This is a genomic window from Pirellulales bacterium, from assembly GCA_036267355.1.
GTDB lineage: Bacteria > Planctomycetota > Planctomycetia > Pirellulales > DATAWG01 > DATAWG01.
On record DATAWG010000009.1, the window covers coordinates 1 to 17,437 of the forward strand.

Here is a 17,437-nt window from a genome sequence, read left to right on the forward strand (position 1 = left end):
AGTAACTGTTCATGCGAGTTCTCCTGATCGGTGATATCGTCGGCAAGCCGGGGCGGCAGGTGGTGGTGCGCGCGGTTCGTGGGCTCATCGCTCGCGAATCGCTCGATCTCGTGGTGGCCAATGCCGAGAATGCGGCGGGCGGTTCGGGCCTCACGCCGGCCATCTACCACGAGCTGCGCTCCGCCGGCGTCGACGCGATCACGTTGGGCGATCACATCTATCGCCGGGCCGAAATCGAGCCGATCCTGCGTTCGCAGAGCGATATCGTCAAACCGGCTAATTTTCCGGCCAACGCGCCGGGCCACGACGTGGCCGTGGTTATCGCTCGCAACGGAGTCCGCGTCGCGGTCGTGAGCCTGTTGGGCCGGGTGTTCATGCGGCCGGTCGATTGCCCGTTTCAAGCGATCGATCGCGTCTTGCAATCATTGCCCGACGATGTGCATGTGCGGCTGGTCGACTTTCATGCCGAGGCCACGAGCGACAAGCAGCTGCTCGGGCGATATCTGGATGGCCGGGTGTCGGCCGTGCTCGGCACGCACACGCACGTTGCCACGGCCGACGAGCAGATTCTTCCCGGTGGCACCGCGTTTCAATGCGATGTCGGCATGACTGGCCCGCACGAAAGCATACTCGGTCGGCGCATCGATCGCGTCTTATCGACGACGCTCACGTTCAACCCCTCCCCGTTCGACGTGGCCACGGGCGACGTGCGGCTCAACGGCTCGATCGTCGAATTGGATTCGACAACCGGCCGGGCCACCGCCATCCGGCGCCTCTCGATCACCATGGCCGAGGCCGAACGGCTCACCGCGAACTCTTCATCGGCGCCGGCTGCATCCACGAACGGCTCGAGCGTTGAGACGCCCGCGACGGAGCCGGAGCCGAAGTAGCCCTGCTTGCGAACAACCAATCCAAGCCGCCCGATGCGCGGTCGAACGGTGCCGAGAATTGCTTATTTCGGCCAGTCGGGGTTCGGGTCGAAATTGATGATCGGCGTGGCCGGCTCCGTGGGGATCTGTGGATGCAGATACGGCTTGCTGACGGCCTTGTGGCATGAATAGCAACCTTCGAGCATGAAGCGGTAGGCCTTCTCGAACGCCACCTTGTCTTTCGCCTTTACGGCTGCTTTCAGTTGCTTCATCGGGCTGTTGTCGATCGCTTGCAGAATATCTTTCAAGATCACTTCTTTTCCGGCCGAATCCTTGCGAACCGGAATCACGCGCACGGCCCAGTGCAAATGCTCGTCGGTTTCTCCCAAAAAGAAGTCGGCCAGATCCCAGTTGGCATGCTGGCCGGCGAACCATACGTTCGCGAATTGAAAGCTGACATCCATCATCACGTGCGATTGATCCGTTGCCTTGGCCTTGAGCAGTTCCGTGTCCGCCGCGAGCGATGCAAGCGTGGGGGCCTGCTTCTTGGGCTCGGCGGCGCCCCGTGCCGCACGTTGCCAGTTGGACAAGGCCGCACAGGCCGCGGACCCCAGAATTCCACCCAGCAAAACGAGTCCTGCATTACGAATCCGCTGTCGTGCGCGAGGCATGGTTGTCGCTCCGAGTCAGTGTGGAAAAGAAGTCATCCCCACGTTTTCGAGCGATTGTAACACGGGGCATCGACCGATTGCACCGGGCCGATAGAATTGACTGCCAAGGCTTTTCACCTTTTTTTCCGGCACATTGGCCCGAAGCATTAGCGCGGACGGCGCCCAGCGGCGGGGGCAGCCTCGCTGACGCTTCGGGTTAGCCTGACGCTCTTTCATCGCACCGACCTCTCGCGAAAATCTCATGGCGGACTCTCAACGCGAAAAACAAATCGCCCAAGCCGAGGAAATGCTCGGTGATCGGCTGGCCAAGGCCAGCTTTGCCAAAGGGCTTTTTTTTGGCCGATTTCTTAACGATAAGCTCCTTCCCTATCCGGTCGGCAGCGACCAGCAGACCGAACGGATGATTGCCGAGCTGCGCCAATTCTGCACCGAGAACGTCGATCCGATTGCAATCGACCGCGAGGCGATGATCCCGCAGTCGGTCGTCGATGGCCTTGGCCGGCTCGGCGTCTTGGGCGCCTGTTTGCCCGTCGAATGCGGTGGACGAGGATTGAGCCAGACCTCGTATTGCCGCCTGCTGGAAGTTCTCGGCGGGCATTGCGCCAGTACGGCGCTGTTCGTCAACGCCCATCATTCGATCGGTCCTAGGGCGGTCGTGCTGTTTGGCACAGCAGAGCAGAAGGCCAAATGGCTGCCAAATCTTGCCAGCGGAAAGTGGATCAGCGCGTTCGCCCTCACCGAGCCCGAGGCCGGCAGCGATGCGGCGAATGTGCAAACCACCGCGATGCCCTCGGCCGACGGTCGCGGCTACATCATCAACGGCGAAAAACGCTGGATCACCAACGGCGGCATCGCCCAGGTGCTGACGTTGATGGCCCGCACGCCGGTGAGCGGCAGCAAGGAAACGAAAATCACCGCATTTATCGTCACGCCCGACATGCCGGGCTTCGAAGTGGTCGAGCCACGGATGCCGAAGTGCGGGGTGCGCGGAACGGCGACATCGCGGCTGGCGTTTCATGATATGTTTGTCCCTCGAGAAAACGTGCTGGGCACGTTGGGCAAGGGGCTAAAAGTCGCGCTCACGGTGCTCGATTTCGGCCGCACCACGTTCGGAGGCACTTGCACGGGGGCGGCGAAATTCTGCATGGCCCGCGCCGCACGCCATGCCGCCACGCGCGTGCAATTCGGCCAACCGATCGGACAGTTCGAATTGGTCAAAGATAAATTGGCCTATATGAACGCCGGCACGTTCGCGATCGAAGCGGCCACGTATATGACGGCGGCCTTGATCGATTCCGCCCACGACGACTACATGCTCGAAACGGCGATCCTCAAAGTGTTCGCCACCGACACGCTGTGGCGAATCGTCAACGACACGATCCAAATCTTCGGTGGCAAGGCCTATTTCACCGATGAACCTTTCGAGCGCATGATGCGCGATGCGCGGATCAACTTGATCGGTGAAGGGGCCAACGACGTGTTGCGGGCTTTCGTCGCCGTGGTCGGTATGCGGGATGTGGGCCTGGAACTGCAAGGCATCTTGCATGCCATGAAGCGGCCGCTAAAAAACCTCGGCAAACTCGGCAGTTTTGCCGGCCGGCGATTGGAATCCTGGTTTCGACCGCCCGAAGTTCGGCTCCATCAGGCAGAACTCCAGCCCGACGCCGATCGTCTTGGCCGGCTTGTGTCGCTGTTCGCGACCAATGTCGAACGCCTGCTGCGGCGGTATCAGGAAGCGATCGTCGACCGCGAGTATCAACTTGGCCGAATCGGCGATTGCTTGATCGACCTGTATGTCGGCGCGTGTGTGCTGCGGCGATTGGAGTCGCTCTTGGCGCATGCCCACGACGGCGATGGCCAAGTGCGGAAGGATTTGATCACTGGCCGCTATTTCCTCCGCGCCGCCGAGCGCCGCATTCGCGCGAACCTCGCAGCGCTCTGGGACAACGACGACCGCGAAACCACCGAAGCAGCGGATCTGCTGCTCTAACAGTCCACCTTTGCAACACTAACCCGAAGCGTTAGCGAGGAAGCGCCGCAACGGCGGCATCGTCTCGCTGCAGGCCGCAAGCGGCATGCAGATTGGATGATTGCGTTCGTGAAGGCGACCCGCAACGGAGCGCTTCCTCGCTTACGCTTCGGGCTAGTGTTGGGGGCGGATTGTGGGATGGTCAAGGCCCGACGATTTGGCGCCTCACTATCGACCCACGATCCCAAACCTTTGCAACACTAACCCGAAGCGTTAGCGAGGAAGCGCCGCAACGGCGGCATCGTCTCGATGCAGGCGGCAAGCGGCGGATGATTGCGTTCGTGAAGGCGACTCGCAACGGAGCGCTTCCTCGCTTACGCTTCGGGCTAGTGTCGCGGCTGGATTTTGGGGTGGTCAAAGCGATTCGGCCGACTGTGAAGGAGGGCGTCGAAGGATCGCATCGGAGGTCGGAATCGCGTGCCTCGCCAACGCTTCGGGCTACATTTACAAACGGCTGCTCTCGATGTATGCTCGTCGCTGATTGCTCGTGTCTTTGGGGGGGTGTTGCGGGGATTGCCAGGAGGTTTTGAGGCCGGCATTTCGCTCGGCGGGGAGCAACTTTTTATGACGCATTCGCAACTCTCGTTGCACATTTTATTGCAGAGAAGGTTCGCGGGTCTGGCGGCGGCTGCACTGGTTGCCGCATGCCTGTGTACCGCCGGAATCGCTCGGGCAGAGAATGGGAAACCGGCTGGAGCCGCTGGCCCGGCGCCGGTTGCCGCCGCGCCTTCGGCCGGGGATGTTCCGCAACTTGTGCGACAGCTTGATAGCGATCAATTTGCAAAGCGCGACTATTCCGCGCAACGGCTGTTTCAAATCGGTCGTGCGGCCATCGGTCCCCTGGCCGATGCGGCACACGGGCATAGTTTGGAACAAACCGCGGCGGCGGTCGATCTGCTTGCGAGATTCCTGCAATCCGGAGATTCGGAGTCAAAGAAAGCCGCCAAAACCGCGTTGGAACAACTTGCGCAGGGGGATTGCGATGCGGCCGCGAGCAGGGCGGCCGACGCATTGCGGCCGCCGGCCGAAGCGACGCCGCCAATCTACGGCTCGCCCCTAATGCAGATCCGCCGCAACGTCAACGCGATTCGTATTCAACAGCTACAGCTTCGTGCTGCTCGCGTGGCGGCTGCCAGGGCGGCGATGCCCGCGATTAGAATCGCGCCGGCCCAAACGGCGAACCCGCCGGCGAATCCGCCCGCGACTGTAAAGCCCGCGAAATAGCCCTGTTCAGAGGGCTTTTACGGGCCATGCAGCCGAGTTCCGCTGCCGATCAGATAGCCGGCCGCGAGCGCCAGCAGCCCGACGATCGCCAAGAGCACCGCTTGAAAATACACGACGCGCCGCGAAATGACGATCCGCTCGCCGTCGTCGAGCGGAAGGTCGGCGGCCGGCGCACGTTTGCGGGCCGTATGCGGCGCGGCGATGGCGCCGCGAGGCCGGTCGTAGTTCGCAACGTCGCCCAAAACATCGAATCCGACCGCATCGGCGGGGCCTGCGTCGGCAGGCGCGGCTTCCGTTGAAGCCGAATTTGCGACATCTTGGTCCGCGGCGGCAAAATCAGGCGGCGCGATATCGGCGGCCGGGGCCGCGAACGCTTCGCCCGTCGGCGATTCTTCCGGGCTCGGAACGAGAATCGTTGCCCCGCATTTCGGGCAATTCACCTGGGCGCCCACCTTGCGCGGCGCTATGCCCAAAAGCTGATGGCAAGCCGGACAAAGAAATCGCACTAGCATTACGAGAATCTGACGCGGGGTGGGCGGTCGCGGGAAGGTGGATCGTGTTCAGTTCGAACTTGCCGAATCCTTCCATCGTAACTCGCCCCTCCACGGAAACCTATTCAATGTCGTCTGGAGGCTGTCCGGGACCGCCAAGCGACAGAATTGCCTGCACGACCACCAGCCCGATCAAGTCGGCGACCCACAGCACGAAAAGCCCCAAACCGATCCGGTTTACGACTTCCGAGCCTTGCAGATCGCCCATTCCAATCAAAAGCCGCCCTACGGCCATCAAAACGCACAGCAAAATCGGCAGCCCAAGGGCCCCGACCAGCAACGTCAGAGTGAATCGCTGTGCTGCCATCAAACCTCCCTCAGTTTACCCAGGCCCTGCATTTTGCGGACCTGATGGTAGGCTGTCAATGGCCGGAAAATCACTCGCGGCAGCGGGTGGCGGTGGCAAACGCAGCTCTGCCAGTGCCGGCCAGCGAGTTGACGTTAACCCCGAATTACTCATCGAGCCAGGAATTCGCGACACGCCGCGAAATAGTAGCCCGAAGCGTTAGCGAGGGTAAGCCACGGTGGCTCCCTCGCTTCCGCTTCGCGCCGAGTGTGGCGCGATGCATAATCCAGGTTAAGGTTCGGATGCTTGTGGCGCGAAAACACTTTGCAAACGGCGGCGTTCGAGAGCGGGTCGTCGAGTCTTGCGGCGCTCCCACTGGCCGACTGCGCTGGCCAGTGGCCCACACGGTCGCAACGTCGGCGATCGTTGCTGGCCGAGCATTCGCCGCATGCTCTTGCCTATGCGGCCGCGTCCAATCGCAAAATTTTCCACCCGATGACGATCAGCCCGGCGCCAAACAGCGTGAGCACGCCGCAACATTCACCGACGATCCATAAATTCGGCCCGGCGGGGTTGGCCAGCAGTTGCCGATAGGCGTCGAGTGCCCAAGCTTGCGGCGTAAACAGGCTGATCCGCTGCATCGCGGCCGGCATGAGCTCGCGATCGCCCAAGAGCGAGCCGCTGGCGCCGGCCAGCGCCAAAACCACGAGCGTTCCATAGATGGCCACCTGCGATTCGGTTCGCGAAAGTGCAGCGACCACCAGCGCGAGTCCCATTGCCGATAGAGAAGTCGTCAGCACCACCGGGACGAGCCACAGCGGCTGGTCGCCCCAACTCATCGCGAACGCCAATTTTCCGGCGACGAGCAGAAAGACTCCCTGCAACACGGACAGGAAATAGGTCGGCAGAAATTTGCCCGCCATGATTTGAAAACGCGACAGCGGCGCCGCCCGAAGCCGCGTCATGGTCCCTTGTTGGCGCTCGGAAACGAATAGCCGCCCGACGACGAGCACTAGAAAATAGGCGAACGTGACCAAATACGTCGGCACCAGGATTTGGTACCGCGCCGCCCCGCGATTCAGCAGTCCGTTTTCCTCCGGCGTTTGATACGTCGTGATTGCCGCCGAGCCGGACGCGCGAGGCTTCGACCGTGTCAGGCCGGCCCAGGTGGTGGCGGTGAGATTGTAGTTCGGAAACAGGCGCGCCAATGCCGTTTGCACCAGGCCGCCCATTTGCTTGCCGACTTCGTTGAATGCCCTGCCGATCATCCACGGCAGCACGATTCGGAGCGTCGTGCCTTGCGCCACTTGCGCGATGATCGAGGAGGCGGTGAGCTGCGTCGGGTCGCGAAGCAATTGGGAATCGAGGGTTGCCAGATCGACGCCGTCGCGATCGAGCGGATTCACGCCGCCGACGAGAAACGAGCAGTTGGTCAGCCGCTGGCTAAAGTCCGGGCCAAACACCCACACGGCTGCCCGCCGCCCATGCTCGACGAGTTGTTTGGCTTCGTCCAACGTGGCGATCCGCTCGACGCGGATGCCGGCCGTTCCCGCCAGATCGTCTTGAAACTCCTGGGCCCAATGGTGCGGAATATCGGTCTTGCTTTGCGCATCGTGCTCGACGGATCCGCGGTCGAGATCGACGATCGAAATCCGCAGGCGATCGTCGGGCTTCTGCCCAAAACCTTCGCCGAGCGACAGCCCGAGCACCAAGATCAACAGCAGCGGCATGCCCATCAGTACGATGAGCGCGCGCCGATCGCGCCAAACGACGCGAAAATCCTTGCGAGCCAACGTCCAGATTGCCATAGGAAACTTTTCGCCCCATCAAAGGCCGGAAACTACGTGCGTGTCATTTTTCGGGCCGTCGCCGGCCGCCTCAATCCCGTAGGGTGCTGCCGGTGAGGTGCAAAAACACGCGTTCCAAATTTGGTTCGATCGTTTCGATGCTCAGCAGTTCGCTGCGCGTTTGCACCAGGATGGCGATCAATCGGGGCAATGCGTTTTTTACGTCGCGGCATTCGAGAGCGCCCCGACTTTCGCCCGACTCGCTCCAACGCGTGTCCGGCAGCCGGCTCAATTGCTCGCGCAGTTCGGGGGTGATTTTCGAAACGCGGAACCGAATCAATCCCGGAAGCAATTGCAAAAGGGCCGGCAGCGTGTCGCAAGCAATCAATCGCCCGTGATCGATGATCCCGACGCGTGAGCATAGCGTCTGCACTTCTTCGATGTAGTGGCTGATATAAAGAATCGTCGTGCCGCCTTGGTGGAGCCGGCGAATTTCTTCGAACAGATGCGCTCGCGACTGTGGATCGACGCCGACCGCCGGTTCGTCGAGCAGCACCAGTTTCGGTTCGTGTACCAGCGCCGCGCCGAGATTCAGCCGCCGCTTCATGCCGCCGGAAAACGTTGCGACCGGATGGTCGGCCTGGTCGACCAACCCTGTTGCATCGAGCAAATGAGCGACACGCTCGCGGAGTGCCGCTCCGGCCACGCCATACAGTCGGCCAAAGAACTCCAGGTTTTCGCGCGCCGTCAACTCACTGTAGAGGGCCAATTCCTGCGGCACGATGCCCAGTTGGCTCCGCAGCGTTCGGTCGGCGGGGTCGGCGCGACGGCCGAGAATCCGCGCCTCGCCCGACGACGGCTCCAGCAGGCAAGCCAAAATAGAAACGAGCGTGCTCTTGCCCGCCCCGTTCGGCCCGAGCAAACCGAATATCTCTCCTTGGGCCACCTGGAAGCTGACGCCATCGAGCGCTTTCGCTCCGCCGTAACTTTTCTGGAGGTCGACAACATCCACGAGCGGAGCGGTCATCGCGGAGTTCATCGGGGCCTGCGGGGTCTGGGATGCTTGGCGAGCATCGTACCACACGCGAGGCCCGAGCGGGACGCTCAAATAGAGCTTTCGATCGACGGTTGCGAGCCCGTGCCGCTCACGCGCGCATCGGCAAGCAGGGCGCAAATCAGCCAGACAAGTTCCAGCGGCGCCGCTGTTCCGGCCGTCAGCTCAGAATCTGCTGAAGGACATGCGCTTCTTCGACGCCGGTAAGCCGCACGTCGAGTCCTTGTTGCCTGACTGCCAGCCGGGTGTGGTCGATGCCCAGGCAGTGCAAGATCGTGGCGTTGAGGTCGCGAATGTGCACCGGGTTTTCAACGATATTGTAGCTGAAATCGTCGGTCGCGCCGTAGGCAGGACCTGGCTTGACGCCGCCGCCGGCCAACCAGATCGAAAAGCAGCGCGGATGATGATCGCGGCCGTAGTTGGTCGGAGTAAGCCTGCCCTGCGAGTAAACCGTTCGGCCAAATTCACCCCCCCAAACCACGAGCGTGTCGTCGAGCAACCCGCGCTGTTTGAGGTCTTTGACGAGGGCTGCCGAGGGCTGGTCGGTGTCGCGGCATTGTTTCGAGATATGATCCGGCAAATCGCCGTGCTGGTCCCACCCCATGTGATAGAGCTGCACGAATCGCACATCGCGCTCGATCAAGCGCCGGGCCAGAAGGCAATTCCGCGCGTAGCTGCCGGGGCGGTGAACATCCGGTCCGTACATGTCCAAAATGTACTGTGGCTCGTGGGAAATATCGGTCAGATCGGGCACGGCTGTTTGCATGCGGAATGCAAGCTCATATTGCTCGACGCGGGTGAGCGTTTCCGGGTCGCCGCTCGAAGCGTATTGATCGAGGTTGAGCGCCTTGATGTCGTCGAGCATCTGCCGCCGAGTCGAGCGGCTACACCCGGCTGGATTCGTAAGATATAAGACCGGCTCCTTGCCGCTGCGCATCTTTACGCCTTGATAACGAGACGGCAGGCAGCCGCTCCCCCACAGGCGATCGTAAAGCGGCTGATCCGAAAGCCCGCGCGACACCATCACGATGAACGTCGGCAAGTCTTCGTTCAAAGTGCCAAGGCCATAGGCAACCCAGGCGCCCATGCTGGGCCGGCCCGCCAATTGCGATCCGGTCTGGCAAAACGTAACGGCCGGATCGTGATTGATCGCCTCGGTGTGCATCGAGCGGATGATTCGCAGATTGTCGGCTGCGCCGGCCGTGTGCGGCAAAAGCTCGCTTACCCAGTTCCCGTTCTGGCCATGCTGGGCAAACTTGAAAATCGAGGCGGCGATCGGGAAGCTTTTCTGGCCGGAAGTCATCCCCGTCAGTCGCTGCCCCATCCGCACCTCGCTGGGCAGTTCCTGCCGCTGCCGGTCTCTGAGCTTCGGCTTATAGTCGAACAATTCAAGCTGCGAAGGAGCCCCGGCTTGAAAGAGATATACGACTCGTTTGGCCGCCGGCCGCCCGCCGGATCGAAACATAGACCGTTCGATTCCATCCTCCGCGCCCATTGCGTGCGGCGGGAGGGCGCCCGCGGATAGCGATCCCAACGCCGCGGTGCCCAAACACAGGCCCGACCGCTGCAGAAAAACTCGGCGATTGGTTCGCAGAGCGACGTCGAAGGGATTCATGCCGAACGGGTTCATATCGGTTCTCCGTGGACAACCATAAGCACGGCGGCCCGGCTCCCGGCGGCGAGCGCCTTGTCGCTCACGCAAGTCGAACCGCTAATGGTCGGTGATCGTTTCGTCGAGGTTCAACAGAATGCTGGCGATCGTCGCATAGGCCGCGAGGTCGATTTTGTCCAAATGGGAATCGGGAGAAAACTCCCCGACGCGCAAAAGCGTTTTCGCCGCGGCCGGATCTTTTCCGAACGCTTCGCGGTAGCGATCGTATGCCGCGGTTAGCCGCTCGACTTCTTTCGCCGCCGGCGCGCGACCGGTCGCGAGGCGAAATCCGTAGCGCAGGCGGGCGTCGATTTCTGTGCCGCCTTCCTGCATCATCCGCTGCGCCAGCGCTCGGGCGGCCTCGATATAGGTTTCGTCGTTCAACAGCGCGAGCGCCTGCAATGGCGTGTTGGTGGTCGAGCGTTTCGCGGTGCAGGATTCCCACGTTGGGGCATCGAACGTACTCGTCGTGGGATGCGGGACGGTCCGCTTGCGGTAAGTGTAAAGACTGCGGCGATGAAGGTTTTCGCCCGTGTCCTGCCGATAGGGGCCTTGGCCCGCGCCGCCCGCCAGTTCTTCCCACAGCCCCGCCGGTTGATAAGGCTTCACCGACGGGCCACCGATCTTCAGCGACAACAGGCCTGAGACCGCCAGTGCGTTGTCGCGAATCTGTTCGGCCGACAATCGATGTCGCGGCCCGCGGGCCAGCAGGCGATTTTCCGGATCGCGCTTCGCCAATTCGGCGGTAACGACCGACGATTGGCGATAGGTGGCGCTCGTGACGATCTCCTTTTCGAGGGCCTTGATATCCCAGCCAGAGCGGACCAACTCCGTCGCCAGCCAGTCGAGCAATTCCGGATTCGCAGGTGGTTCGCCTTGGGAGCCAAGATTATCGGGCGTCGTGACAAGCCCCGCGCCAAACAGCCGTCCCCAGATTCGATTTACTTCGACGCGTGCCACCAGCGGATTTGCCGGATCGACGAGCCAACGGGCCAATCCCAACCGATTGACCGGCGCGCCCTTGGGAAGTGGCGGCAAAAATTCAGGCACTCCCGGGTCGAGCGATCGGCTCGTATCCGGGGCGTCGTACTGCCCTCGCTTCAGAAGATAGGTCGGACGAGGTGTTTCCATTTCCTCGAGGACCATCACGGTGGGAATCGCCGCCTTGGAAAGATAGGCTTCTTTGTCGGCGCGAAGTTTGGCAAGAGCGTCTTGCCCTTTCGTTCGTGGAGTGTCGAGCGAGACCGACGCAAAATATTCCTTGAGAATCTTCTCGTGGACCGGATCCGTGCCGCCTGGCAATTTCACGGCAGCGGAAAGCGTCGATGCGATGAGAGTCCGGATTTCGTCGGACTTCAGGATTCGATCAAAGAATCCAAGATCGCCGAGCGCCCCTTTGTAAAACAGCGATGCCGATCGCGAGCCCAAACGGAAGGGCTGCGGAGTGGCAATGCTCGCGGTCAAAGCGTTTGCGACCACCTCCAGCGAGGCTTGCCGCCCATCCAAATAAATCCTGATGCCCTGCGCCTTGCTCGATCCATCGTAGGTGATGCAAAGATGATTCCATTGCCCCATGCGGAGACGCTCTTTGGTCGCGACTTTAATGGCATTGTCGGGCCAATGATGGACCATGTGGAGTTCCAGGTGCCCATCGGCCAAGACAAGCGTGTCGAAACCACGATTGGCGGACGAGTCGTCCATCTTGCTCCAGAGCGCCCCTGGACCATCGGGGCGAACCCAACAGCAAAGCGAAAACACGCCCTCGCGATTCAACGGAATGGCTTCGCCGAGATCGACGTACGCCTTCGGCTCCCCGGGCAACTGCAATGCCTTGCCCAAAAGCCCATCGCTCCACGAGAGCTTGCTGCCGGCGAACCTTCCCAGAAGGACTTTGCCGTCCGGTTGATGCTCCTTACCGGTCGCGATCTGCAAATCTCCGCTTAGCGGCGCGCCGACAACGGCAACCGGTGACGGTTTCGACGGCGGCGTGTCGTGGATCGCTTTCCGCCACTTGGCGAATGCCCCGTCGTCGCCATTGTGTGCCGCGGCGACATCGCGTTCCGCCTTGGCAATCGCCATGTCGAACTCGGCGATCCGTCGCTGCTGGTCCGGCTGGACGACGCGCACCATCGGCCCGGTGTTTCCACGCGTTTCGGAATAAAAACCGCGATCCTTGGTGCTATTGAAGAAGGCCAGGAAGCGGTAGAACTCGCGCTGGCTGATCGGATCGTATTTATGATCGTGGCATCGCGCGCAGCCCATCGTCAGCCCCAGCAGCACTGCCGATGTTGTCTCGACGCGATCGATCATGTTTTCGATCCGCCATTCTTCCTCGATCGAGCCGGCCTCGGTAACCGAGCGGTTGTTGCGCAAAAACCCTGTCGCGATCCTTTGCGACACCGTCGCGTGAGGAAGCAGATCGCCGGCCAATTGTTCGACGACGAACTCGTCGTAGCGCATGTTGCCGTTGTAGGCCTGAATGACCCAATCGCGCCACGGCGACATATCGCGCGCAAAATCGTTCTGGTAGCCGTTCGTATCGGCGAACCGGGCTCCGTCGAGCCATTCCACCGCCATTCGCTCGCCGTAATGGGGCGAAGCAAGCAGCCGATCGACGACCTTCTCGTAGGCTTGGTCCGACGCATCGTTCAGGAAAGCGTCGATTTCCTCGAGCGTCGGCGGCAGCCCCGTCAGATCGAACGACAGCCGGCGAATCAGCGCCGCGCGGCTCGCCTCGGGCGACGGCTTGAGCCCTTCCGCGTCCAACCGCGCGCGGACCAATCGGTCGATGGGACTGCGCGCCCAATGCGGATCTTTCAGCGCCGGCTCCGCGGGCCGCACGGGCGGAACGAACGCCCAATGCTTCTGCCACTCCGCTCCTTCGGCAATCCAGCGCCGCAGCAATTCGATTTCATCTTTCGATAGCGTCTTGCCCGATTTCTTGGGAGGCATCCGCTCGCTGGCGTCGTCGGCCGTGATCCGGCGAATCAATTCGCTCGACTCCGGCTTGCCCGGCACGATCGGGTGTTCGCCCGAGTCGGCCATTCCTAAAGCGCTCTTCTGCTGATCGAGCCGGAACCCACCTTTCCGGTCCGCCGCATCGGGCCCATGACAGCGAAAACACCTGTCGCTGAACAGTGGCCGAATCTCGTGGTCAAAATCGACCTTCGTGCCGGCCGGCGAGGCGGCGATGGGCGGCGCAGCTTCGACGGCAATCCTATTTCCGCCGACGGCCACGAAGAAGATCAGCGCGGCGACGCGCGGGCGCGAACGAAATAGCGGGGCGAGATATTTCAACATCACGAAAACTTTCATCTACCCAAAAACGGCGTGGGATGCCTGGCGGGAGGCAGATGTCAACCGGGGTCATTGTAGCCAGTGTAGCGCCTGGTTGGATACGGTCGAGGCGCCAATCGTCCGCGTTTTTGTGGTCGTGGACAATCCGGCTGGGCGGCCGTGGGCGGAAGCGGTCGAATCCGAATCAGGGGGGAATCCATGATTCGTCCACAGTTCTACCACTTGGCGTGCGCTTCCTTATTATTTCTCGGCGGCAGGGCTTTGCTCGCCCAGGCTCCGGAGCCGACGCCCAACCCTGCCGAACAACGTCAGCAAGCAGCCACCACAGCTTTCTTAACAACACGCAGGTTACCGGAAGCGGATTGAATCAACTCGCGAATCTTCACGATCTCGTATCAATCGATTTAAGTGGCACAGCGCTGACGGATGCAGGTGCAAAGGGCCTCGCCTTCCTTACAAGCCTCACGGCGATCGATCTCAGCGACACCTCGATTTCCGATGCCGGCGTGAAGCAACTCTCGCATCTCAAGCAATTGTGGGCAGTGCGCCTTCAAGGCGCCAAGCTGACGGACGCCGGCCTGAAGGAGTTGACCACGCTCGTCAATATCACGGATCTTGACCTCCGCGATACCAAGGTAGGCTCGACGGCACGGGTGTGCGGGATACCGGATTGAAGCAGCTCGCCGCGCTGACGGACCTGTCGGTGCTTGGCCTCGACAATACGAAGGTCACGGACTACCGGCTGAAGGAACTCGTCGGTCTGAAGAATCTTTCCAAGCTCTTTCTCGACGGCACCCGAGTCACCGACGCCGGCATCAAAGAGCTGAAGGCAGCCTTGCCCGATTGTGCCATCAATCGGAAATAAGACGCCGCCTCGAGAAATTTTGTCTTCGCGGCATGCATCTGGCACAGCTACGGCAAAACTGGTTCAGCGCCGCCGCTATGGTTGCGTGTGGCGCCGCCAAAGGCCTAAACTGGCGCTTCTAGCGGGGCGAGTTTCCGAACTGTCGCACTTCCGAATCAGGAAAAGTCGTGAGGCATGTGCCGCCGAAGCGCATTGCCACCGGCTGCCATTTCCCGCTGGCGATAAAGAGCAGGAAAAAGGCCCGCGCTTATGCGTGATCGGGATTGCAAAAGGCTACTGATCGTCGGCGCCAGTGCCCGATCGGCGGCGATGTCGGCGATTCGAAGCGGGTTCGAGCCTTGGGCGGCGGATCGATTCGGAGACATCGATCTCCGCGAATGCGCCGAATCGATTCAGCTTGCCGACTATCCGGCAGGCTTGCAACAAGCGACAGCAACCGCGCCGCCGGGTCCGTGGATGTATACCGGCGCGCTCGAGAACCAGCCGGAGTTGATCGATCGAATCAGCCAAGGGCGGATGCTCTATGGTATCGGCGGCCAGGCGTTGCGAGCGGTCCGCGATCCGCTGCGCGTTGCTGCGGTGCTGCGAGATGCTGGATTAAATGCGCCGAGGTGCGCAGGCTCGGCCGCGGGTTTGCCGCGCGATGGTTCATGGCTCTGCAAGCCGCTCGCTTCGGCAGGCGGAAGCCGCATTCGCCCGTGGATCGACGGCCCTCCAACCTTCGGACTTGAGGCTCCGGCCTATTTCCAACAGCGCATCGAAGGCATGCCGGTCGGCGCGGTTTTTCTTGCCGCCGGGCGACGGGCACACCTCCTCGGCGTCACGCGGCAACTGATCGGGCTCGATTGGTGCGGATTGCCCGCCGACGCCGCGCATCGATTCCGCTATTGCGGATCGATCGGGCCATTGCGGTTGAACTCGGCCACCGCGAATCGGTTCGCACGGATCGGGGATGTGCTCGCCGAGGCATTCGATTTGCGCGGCCTGTTCGGGGTCGATGCTATTGTCGCCGGCGGCGATTTGGCCGCTGGCCGTAGCGACGTGTGGCCGCTGGAAGTAAATCCGCGGTATACGGCCTCCGTCGAGGTTTTGGAACGCGCCCTCGGCATTCGATCAATCGCTTTGCATGTCGCGGCCTTCGGTGGGTTACCGTGTGCCACTGGCTCCGCCAGTGTTTCTATGGGGGCCGATAGGCGGGCAGCAGCAGCGGCAGAACCGGTAGCACACGGAGGGCTAGCTGATCGGTTGGATGATGCGCGTCCGTGCTGCGGCAAGGCGATTCTGTTTGCCTGCAGCGATATAATCGTTGGGCTGAAGTTTCCCGCATGCTGCGCGCGGCGGAATTCGAATTGCGCATGGCCGACGATGGCCGACATTCCAGCCGCTGGCTCATCGATAAGAGCCGGGCAGCCGGTCGTCACTGTGCTAGCAAGCGGGGCGAACGAAGCTGCGGTGCTCGCCAAGTTGAAGTCGTCAGCGGAGTTAGCGAGAGCTGAATTGGCTGGTACGGGAGCGTGTGCTGCGGGATAGGACGATTTTTTCAGCAAAATCGGCGGCGATAATGCCGAATTGCCGAACCTTTTGCACTCGCGCGTTACAATAGTGAGAGGGGCCATGCGACGTTGCTCGCGGCGAATGAAAAAACGCGGAGGACAAGCCTAACCGTGACTGAAATGAAGCGGACCGAAAGTGTCGCCCAGGAAGCGGCGATACTGGTGGGAGTGTTGCTCGACCATCGCACCGCGGCCGAAGAGCCGCTCGACGAACTTGCCGGGCTTGCCGACACGGCCGGCGCCCGAGTCGTCGGGCGGATGACGCAGCGGCGCGAAACGCCCGACGTGACCACCTATCTCGGCAAGGGGAAGCTGACCGAGCTGCAGGGCTTGGCAGCATCGACCGACGCCGACGTGGTCCTCTTCGACAACGATCTCTCCCCGGCTCAAATCCGCAATCTGGAACAAGCGCTGAGCATCAAGGTGCTCGACCGCACCGAATTGATCCTCGATATTTTCGCCGGCCGGGCGCAAACCTACGAATCGCGGCTCGCCGTGGAAATGGCGCAGTTGCAGTATTCTCTGCCGCGGCTGAAGCGGATGTGGACCCACTTGTCGCGATTGAAGATGGGCATCGGCATGCGCGGGCCGGGCGAAAAGCAATTGGAAGTCGACCGCCGATTGGTCGAAAAGCGAATTCACGATCTGGGCGCCGAGCTCAAGGGCATCCAACGCCGCAAGGAGCGCGAAGTCGCCGCGCGCCACGATCGCATGACGGTCTCGCTCGTCGGTTACACGAATGCCGGCAAGAGCACGCTCTTGAATGTGCTCACCGGTTCCGACGTTCTGGCGGAAGATAAATTGTTCGCCACGCTCGACACTCGCACCCGCCGCTGGCAGTTGCCCGGCTGGGGGCCGGTGCTGCTGAGCGACACGGTGGGCTTCATTCGCGACCTGCCGCACCATTTGATCGCCAGCTTCAAGGCCACGCTGGAAGAAGCACGGCAAGCCGATTTGCTGTTGCACGTGGCCGATGCGTCGGACCCGGCGGCACTGGACCAGATCGCGGCCGTGTATGGCGTGCTCGAGGAGCTCGGCATCGAAGCGAAAGACACATTGCTGGTGCTAAATAAGATTGACGCGCTGGCGAACCGCAGCGCCGTCGACAGCATCCGCAGCCGTTATCCACATGCATTGCCGATCAGCGCTCGCCGCGGCACGGGCTTGCCGCAGTTGGCCGGTGAAGTAAGCGCGGCGTTGAGCCATAATTTCCTCGACGTCGATATCGAGACGGGCGTCGAAAACGGCCGATTGCAGGCCTATGTCGCCGCACATGGCGAAGTGCTCTCCAAGCAATACCAAGACAGCCGCGTGGTGATCCACTGCCGGATCTCCCAAAATCATCTTGGCCGAATCCACGAAGAAGCGACGGTCGTCCGACCGCACGACGTAGGGGCGAGGGACGAGGGGCGAGGGGCGAATGAGATGCGAACGACCGATGCCGATGGCCATCTACACCGCTCGCCCGCCGAGAACAATGGCACGGTGGGCAACATCGCCAAAGCCGCCGAATCGAACGGTCACGCCGAAACGGCCACTCCAAAAAGCAAAAAGCCACGCCGAGATTAGCAACCGCTCGTCGCCCCGTTGCCTCGTCCCT

Annotated in this window: 14 protein-coding genes; 7 read left to right on the forward strand and 7 right to left on the reverse strand. The window is 61.7% G+C overall.

Going from position 1 to position 17,437, the window contains the following annotated elements; genetic code table 11:
* Nucleotides 1-11: 11 nt before the first annotated feature.
* Nucleotides 12-890, forward strand: coding sequence for a TIGR00282 family metallophosphoesterase (locus VHX65_02085; GenBank protein ID HEX3997316.1), 879 nt, complete (start codon nt 12-14; stop codon nt 888-890).
* A 62-nt stretch (nt 891-952) separates the two neighbouring features.
* Here VHX65_02085 and VHX65_02090 read toward each other — a convergent pair whose 3' ends face one another.
* Nucleotides 953-1,540: a hypothetical protein gene (locus VHX65_02090; protein ID HEX3997317.1), complete on the reverse strand. Its 588-nt coding sequence runs from the start codon at nt 1,538-1,540 to the stop codon at nt 953-955.
* 241 nt (nt 1,541-1,781) lie between these two features.
* Between VHX65_02090 and VHX65_02095 the strand changes: the two genes are divergently transcribed.
* Both VHX65_02095 and VHX65_02100 read left to right on the forward strand, forming a co-directional pair.
* Complete coding sequence (locus VHX65_02095; protein HEX3997318.1) at nt 1,782-3,530, forward strand: acyl-CoA dehydrogenase family protein; 1,749 nt, start codon at nt 1,782-1,784, stop codon at nt 3,528-3,530.
* A gap of 603 nt (nt 3,531-4,133) precedes the next feature.
* Complete coding sequence (locus VHX65_02100; GenBank protein ID HEX3997319.1) at nt 4,134-4,793, forward strand: hypothetical protein; 660 nt, start codon at nt 4,134-4,136, stop codon at nt 4,791-4,793.
* 17 nt (nt 4,794-4,810) lie between these two features.
* Here VHX65_02100 and VHX65_02105 read toward each other — a convergent pair whose 3' ends face one another.
* The 6 genes from VHX65_02105 to VHX65_02130 form a co-directional block, all read right to left on the reverse strand.
* A complete protein-coding gene (locus VHX65_02105) occupies nt 4,811-5,305 on the reverse strand; it encodes a hypothetical protein (GenBank protein ID HEX3997320.1) in 495 nt (164 codons plus the stop codon).
* A 100-nt stretch (nt 5,306-5,405) separates the two neighbouring features.
* Entirely contained in the window at nt 5,406-5,651 is a 246-nt protein-coding gene (locus VHX65_02110; protein ID HEX3997321.1) for a hypothetical protein, read from the reverse strand.
* A 437-nt stretch (nt 5,652-6,088) separates the two neighbouring features.
* Nucleotides 6,089-7,438 carry an ABC transporter permease gene (locus VHX65_02115; GenBank protein HEX3997322.1) on the reverse strand — a complete coding sequence of 450 codons (1,350 nt, stop codon included), beginning with the start codon at nt 7,436-7,438 and terminating at the stop codon, nt 6,089-6,091.
* A 70-nt stretch (nt 7,439-7,508) separates the two neighbouring features.
* Nucleotides 7,509-8,456 carry an ABC transporter ATP-binding protein gene (locus VHX65_02120; GenBank protein ID HEX3997323.1) on the reverse strand — a complete coding sequence of 316 codons (948 nt, stop codon included), beginning with the start codon at nt 8,454-8,456 and terminating at the stop codon, nt 7,509-7,511.
* Nucleotides 8,457-8,631: 175 nt separating this feature from the next.
* Nucleotides 8,632-10,101, reverse strand: a complete 1,470-nt coding sequence (locus VHX65_02125; protein HEX3997324.1) for a DUF1501 domain-containing protein — start codon at nt 10,099-10,101, stop codon at nt 8,632-8,634.
* Nucleotides 10,102-10,182: 81 nt separating this feature from the next.
* The gene (locus VHX65_02130; protein ID HEX3997325.1) at nt 10,183-13,437 is read right to left on the reverse strand and encodes a DUF1553 domain-containing protein; all 3,255 of its coding nucleotides are present in this window, start codon (nt 13,435-13,437) and stop codon (nt 10,183-10,185) included.
* A 344-nt stretch (nt 13,438-13,781) separates the two neighbouring features.
* Between VHX65_02130 and VHX65_02135 the strand changes: the two genes are divergently transcribed.
* The 4 genes from VHX65_02135 (at nt 13,782) to hflX (ending at nt 17,406) form a co-directional block, all read left to right on the forward strand.
* Nucleotides 13,782-14,093, forward strand: a complete 312-nt coding sequence (locus VHX65_02135; protein ID HEX3997326.1) for a hypothetical protein — start codon at nt 13,782-13,784, stop codon at nt 14,091-14,093.
* Nucleotides 14,090-14,284: a hypothetical protein gene (locus tag VHX65_02140; GenBank protein HEX3997327.1), complete on the forward strand. Its 195-nt coding sequence runs from the start codon at nt 14,090-14,092 to the stop codon at nt 14,282-14,284. The genes VHX65_02135 and VHX65_02140 overlap by 4 nt, the downstream gene beginning before the upstream one ends.
* A 309-nt stretch (nt 14,285-14,593) precedes the next feature.
* Nucleotides 14,594-15,814, forward strand: coding sequence for an ATP-grasp domain-containing protein (locus tag VHX65_02145; protein ID HEX3997328.1), 1,221 nt, complete (start codon nt 14,594-14,596; stop codon nt 15,812-15,814).
* A 143-nt stretch (nt 15,815-15,957) separates the two neighbouring features.
* On the forward strand, nt 15,958-17,406 hold the full coding sequence (gene hflX, locus VHX65_02150) for a GTPase HflX (GenBank protein HEX3997329.1): 1,449 nt from the start codon (nt 15,958-15,960) through the stop codon (nt 17,404-17,406).
* The last annotated feature ends 31 nt before the right edge of the window (nt 17,407-17,437 follow it).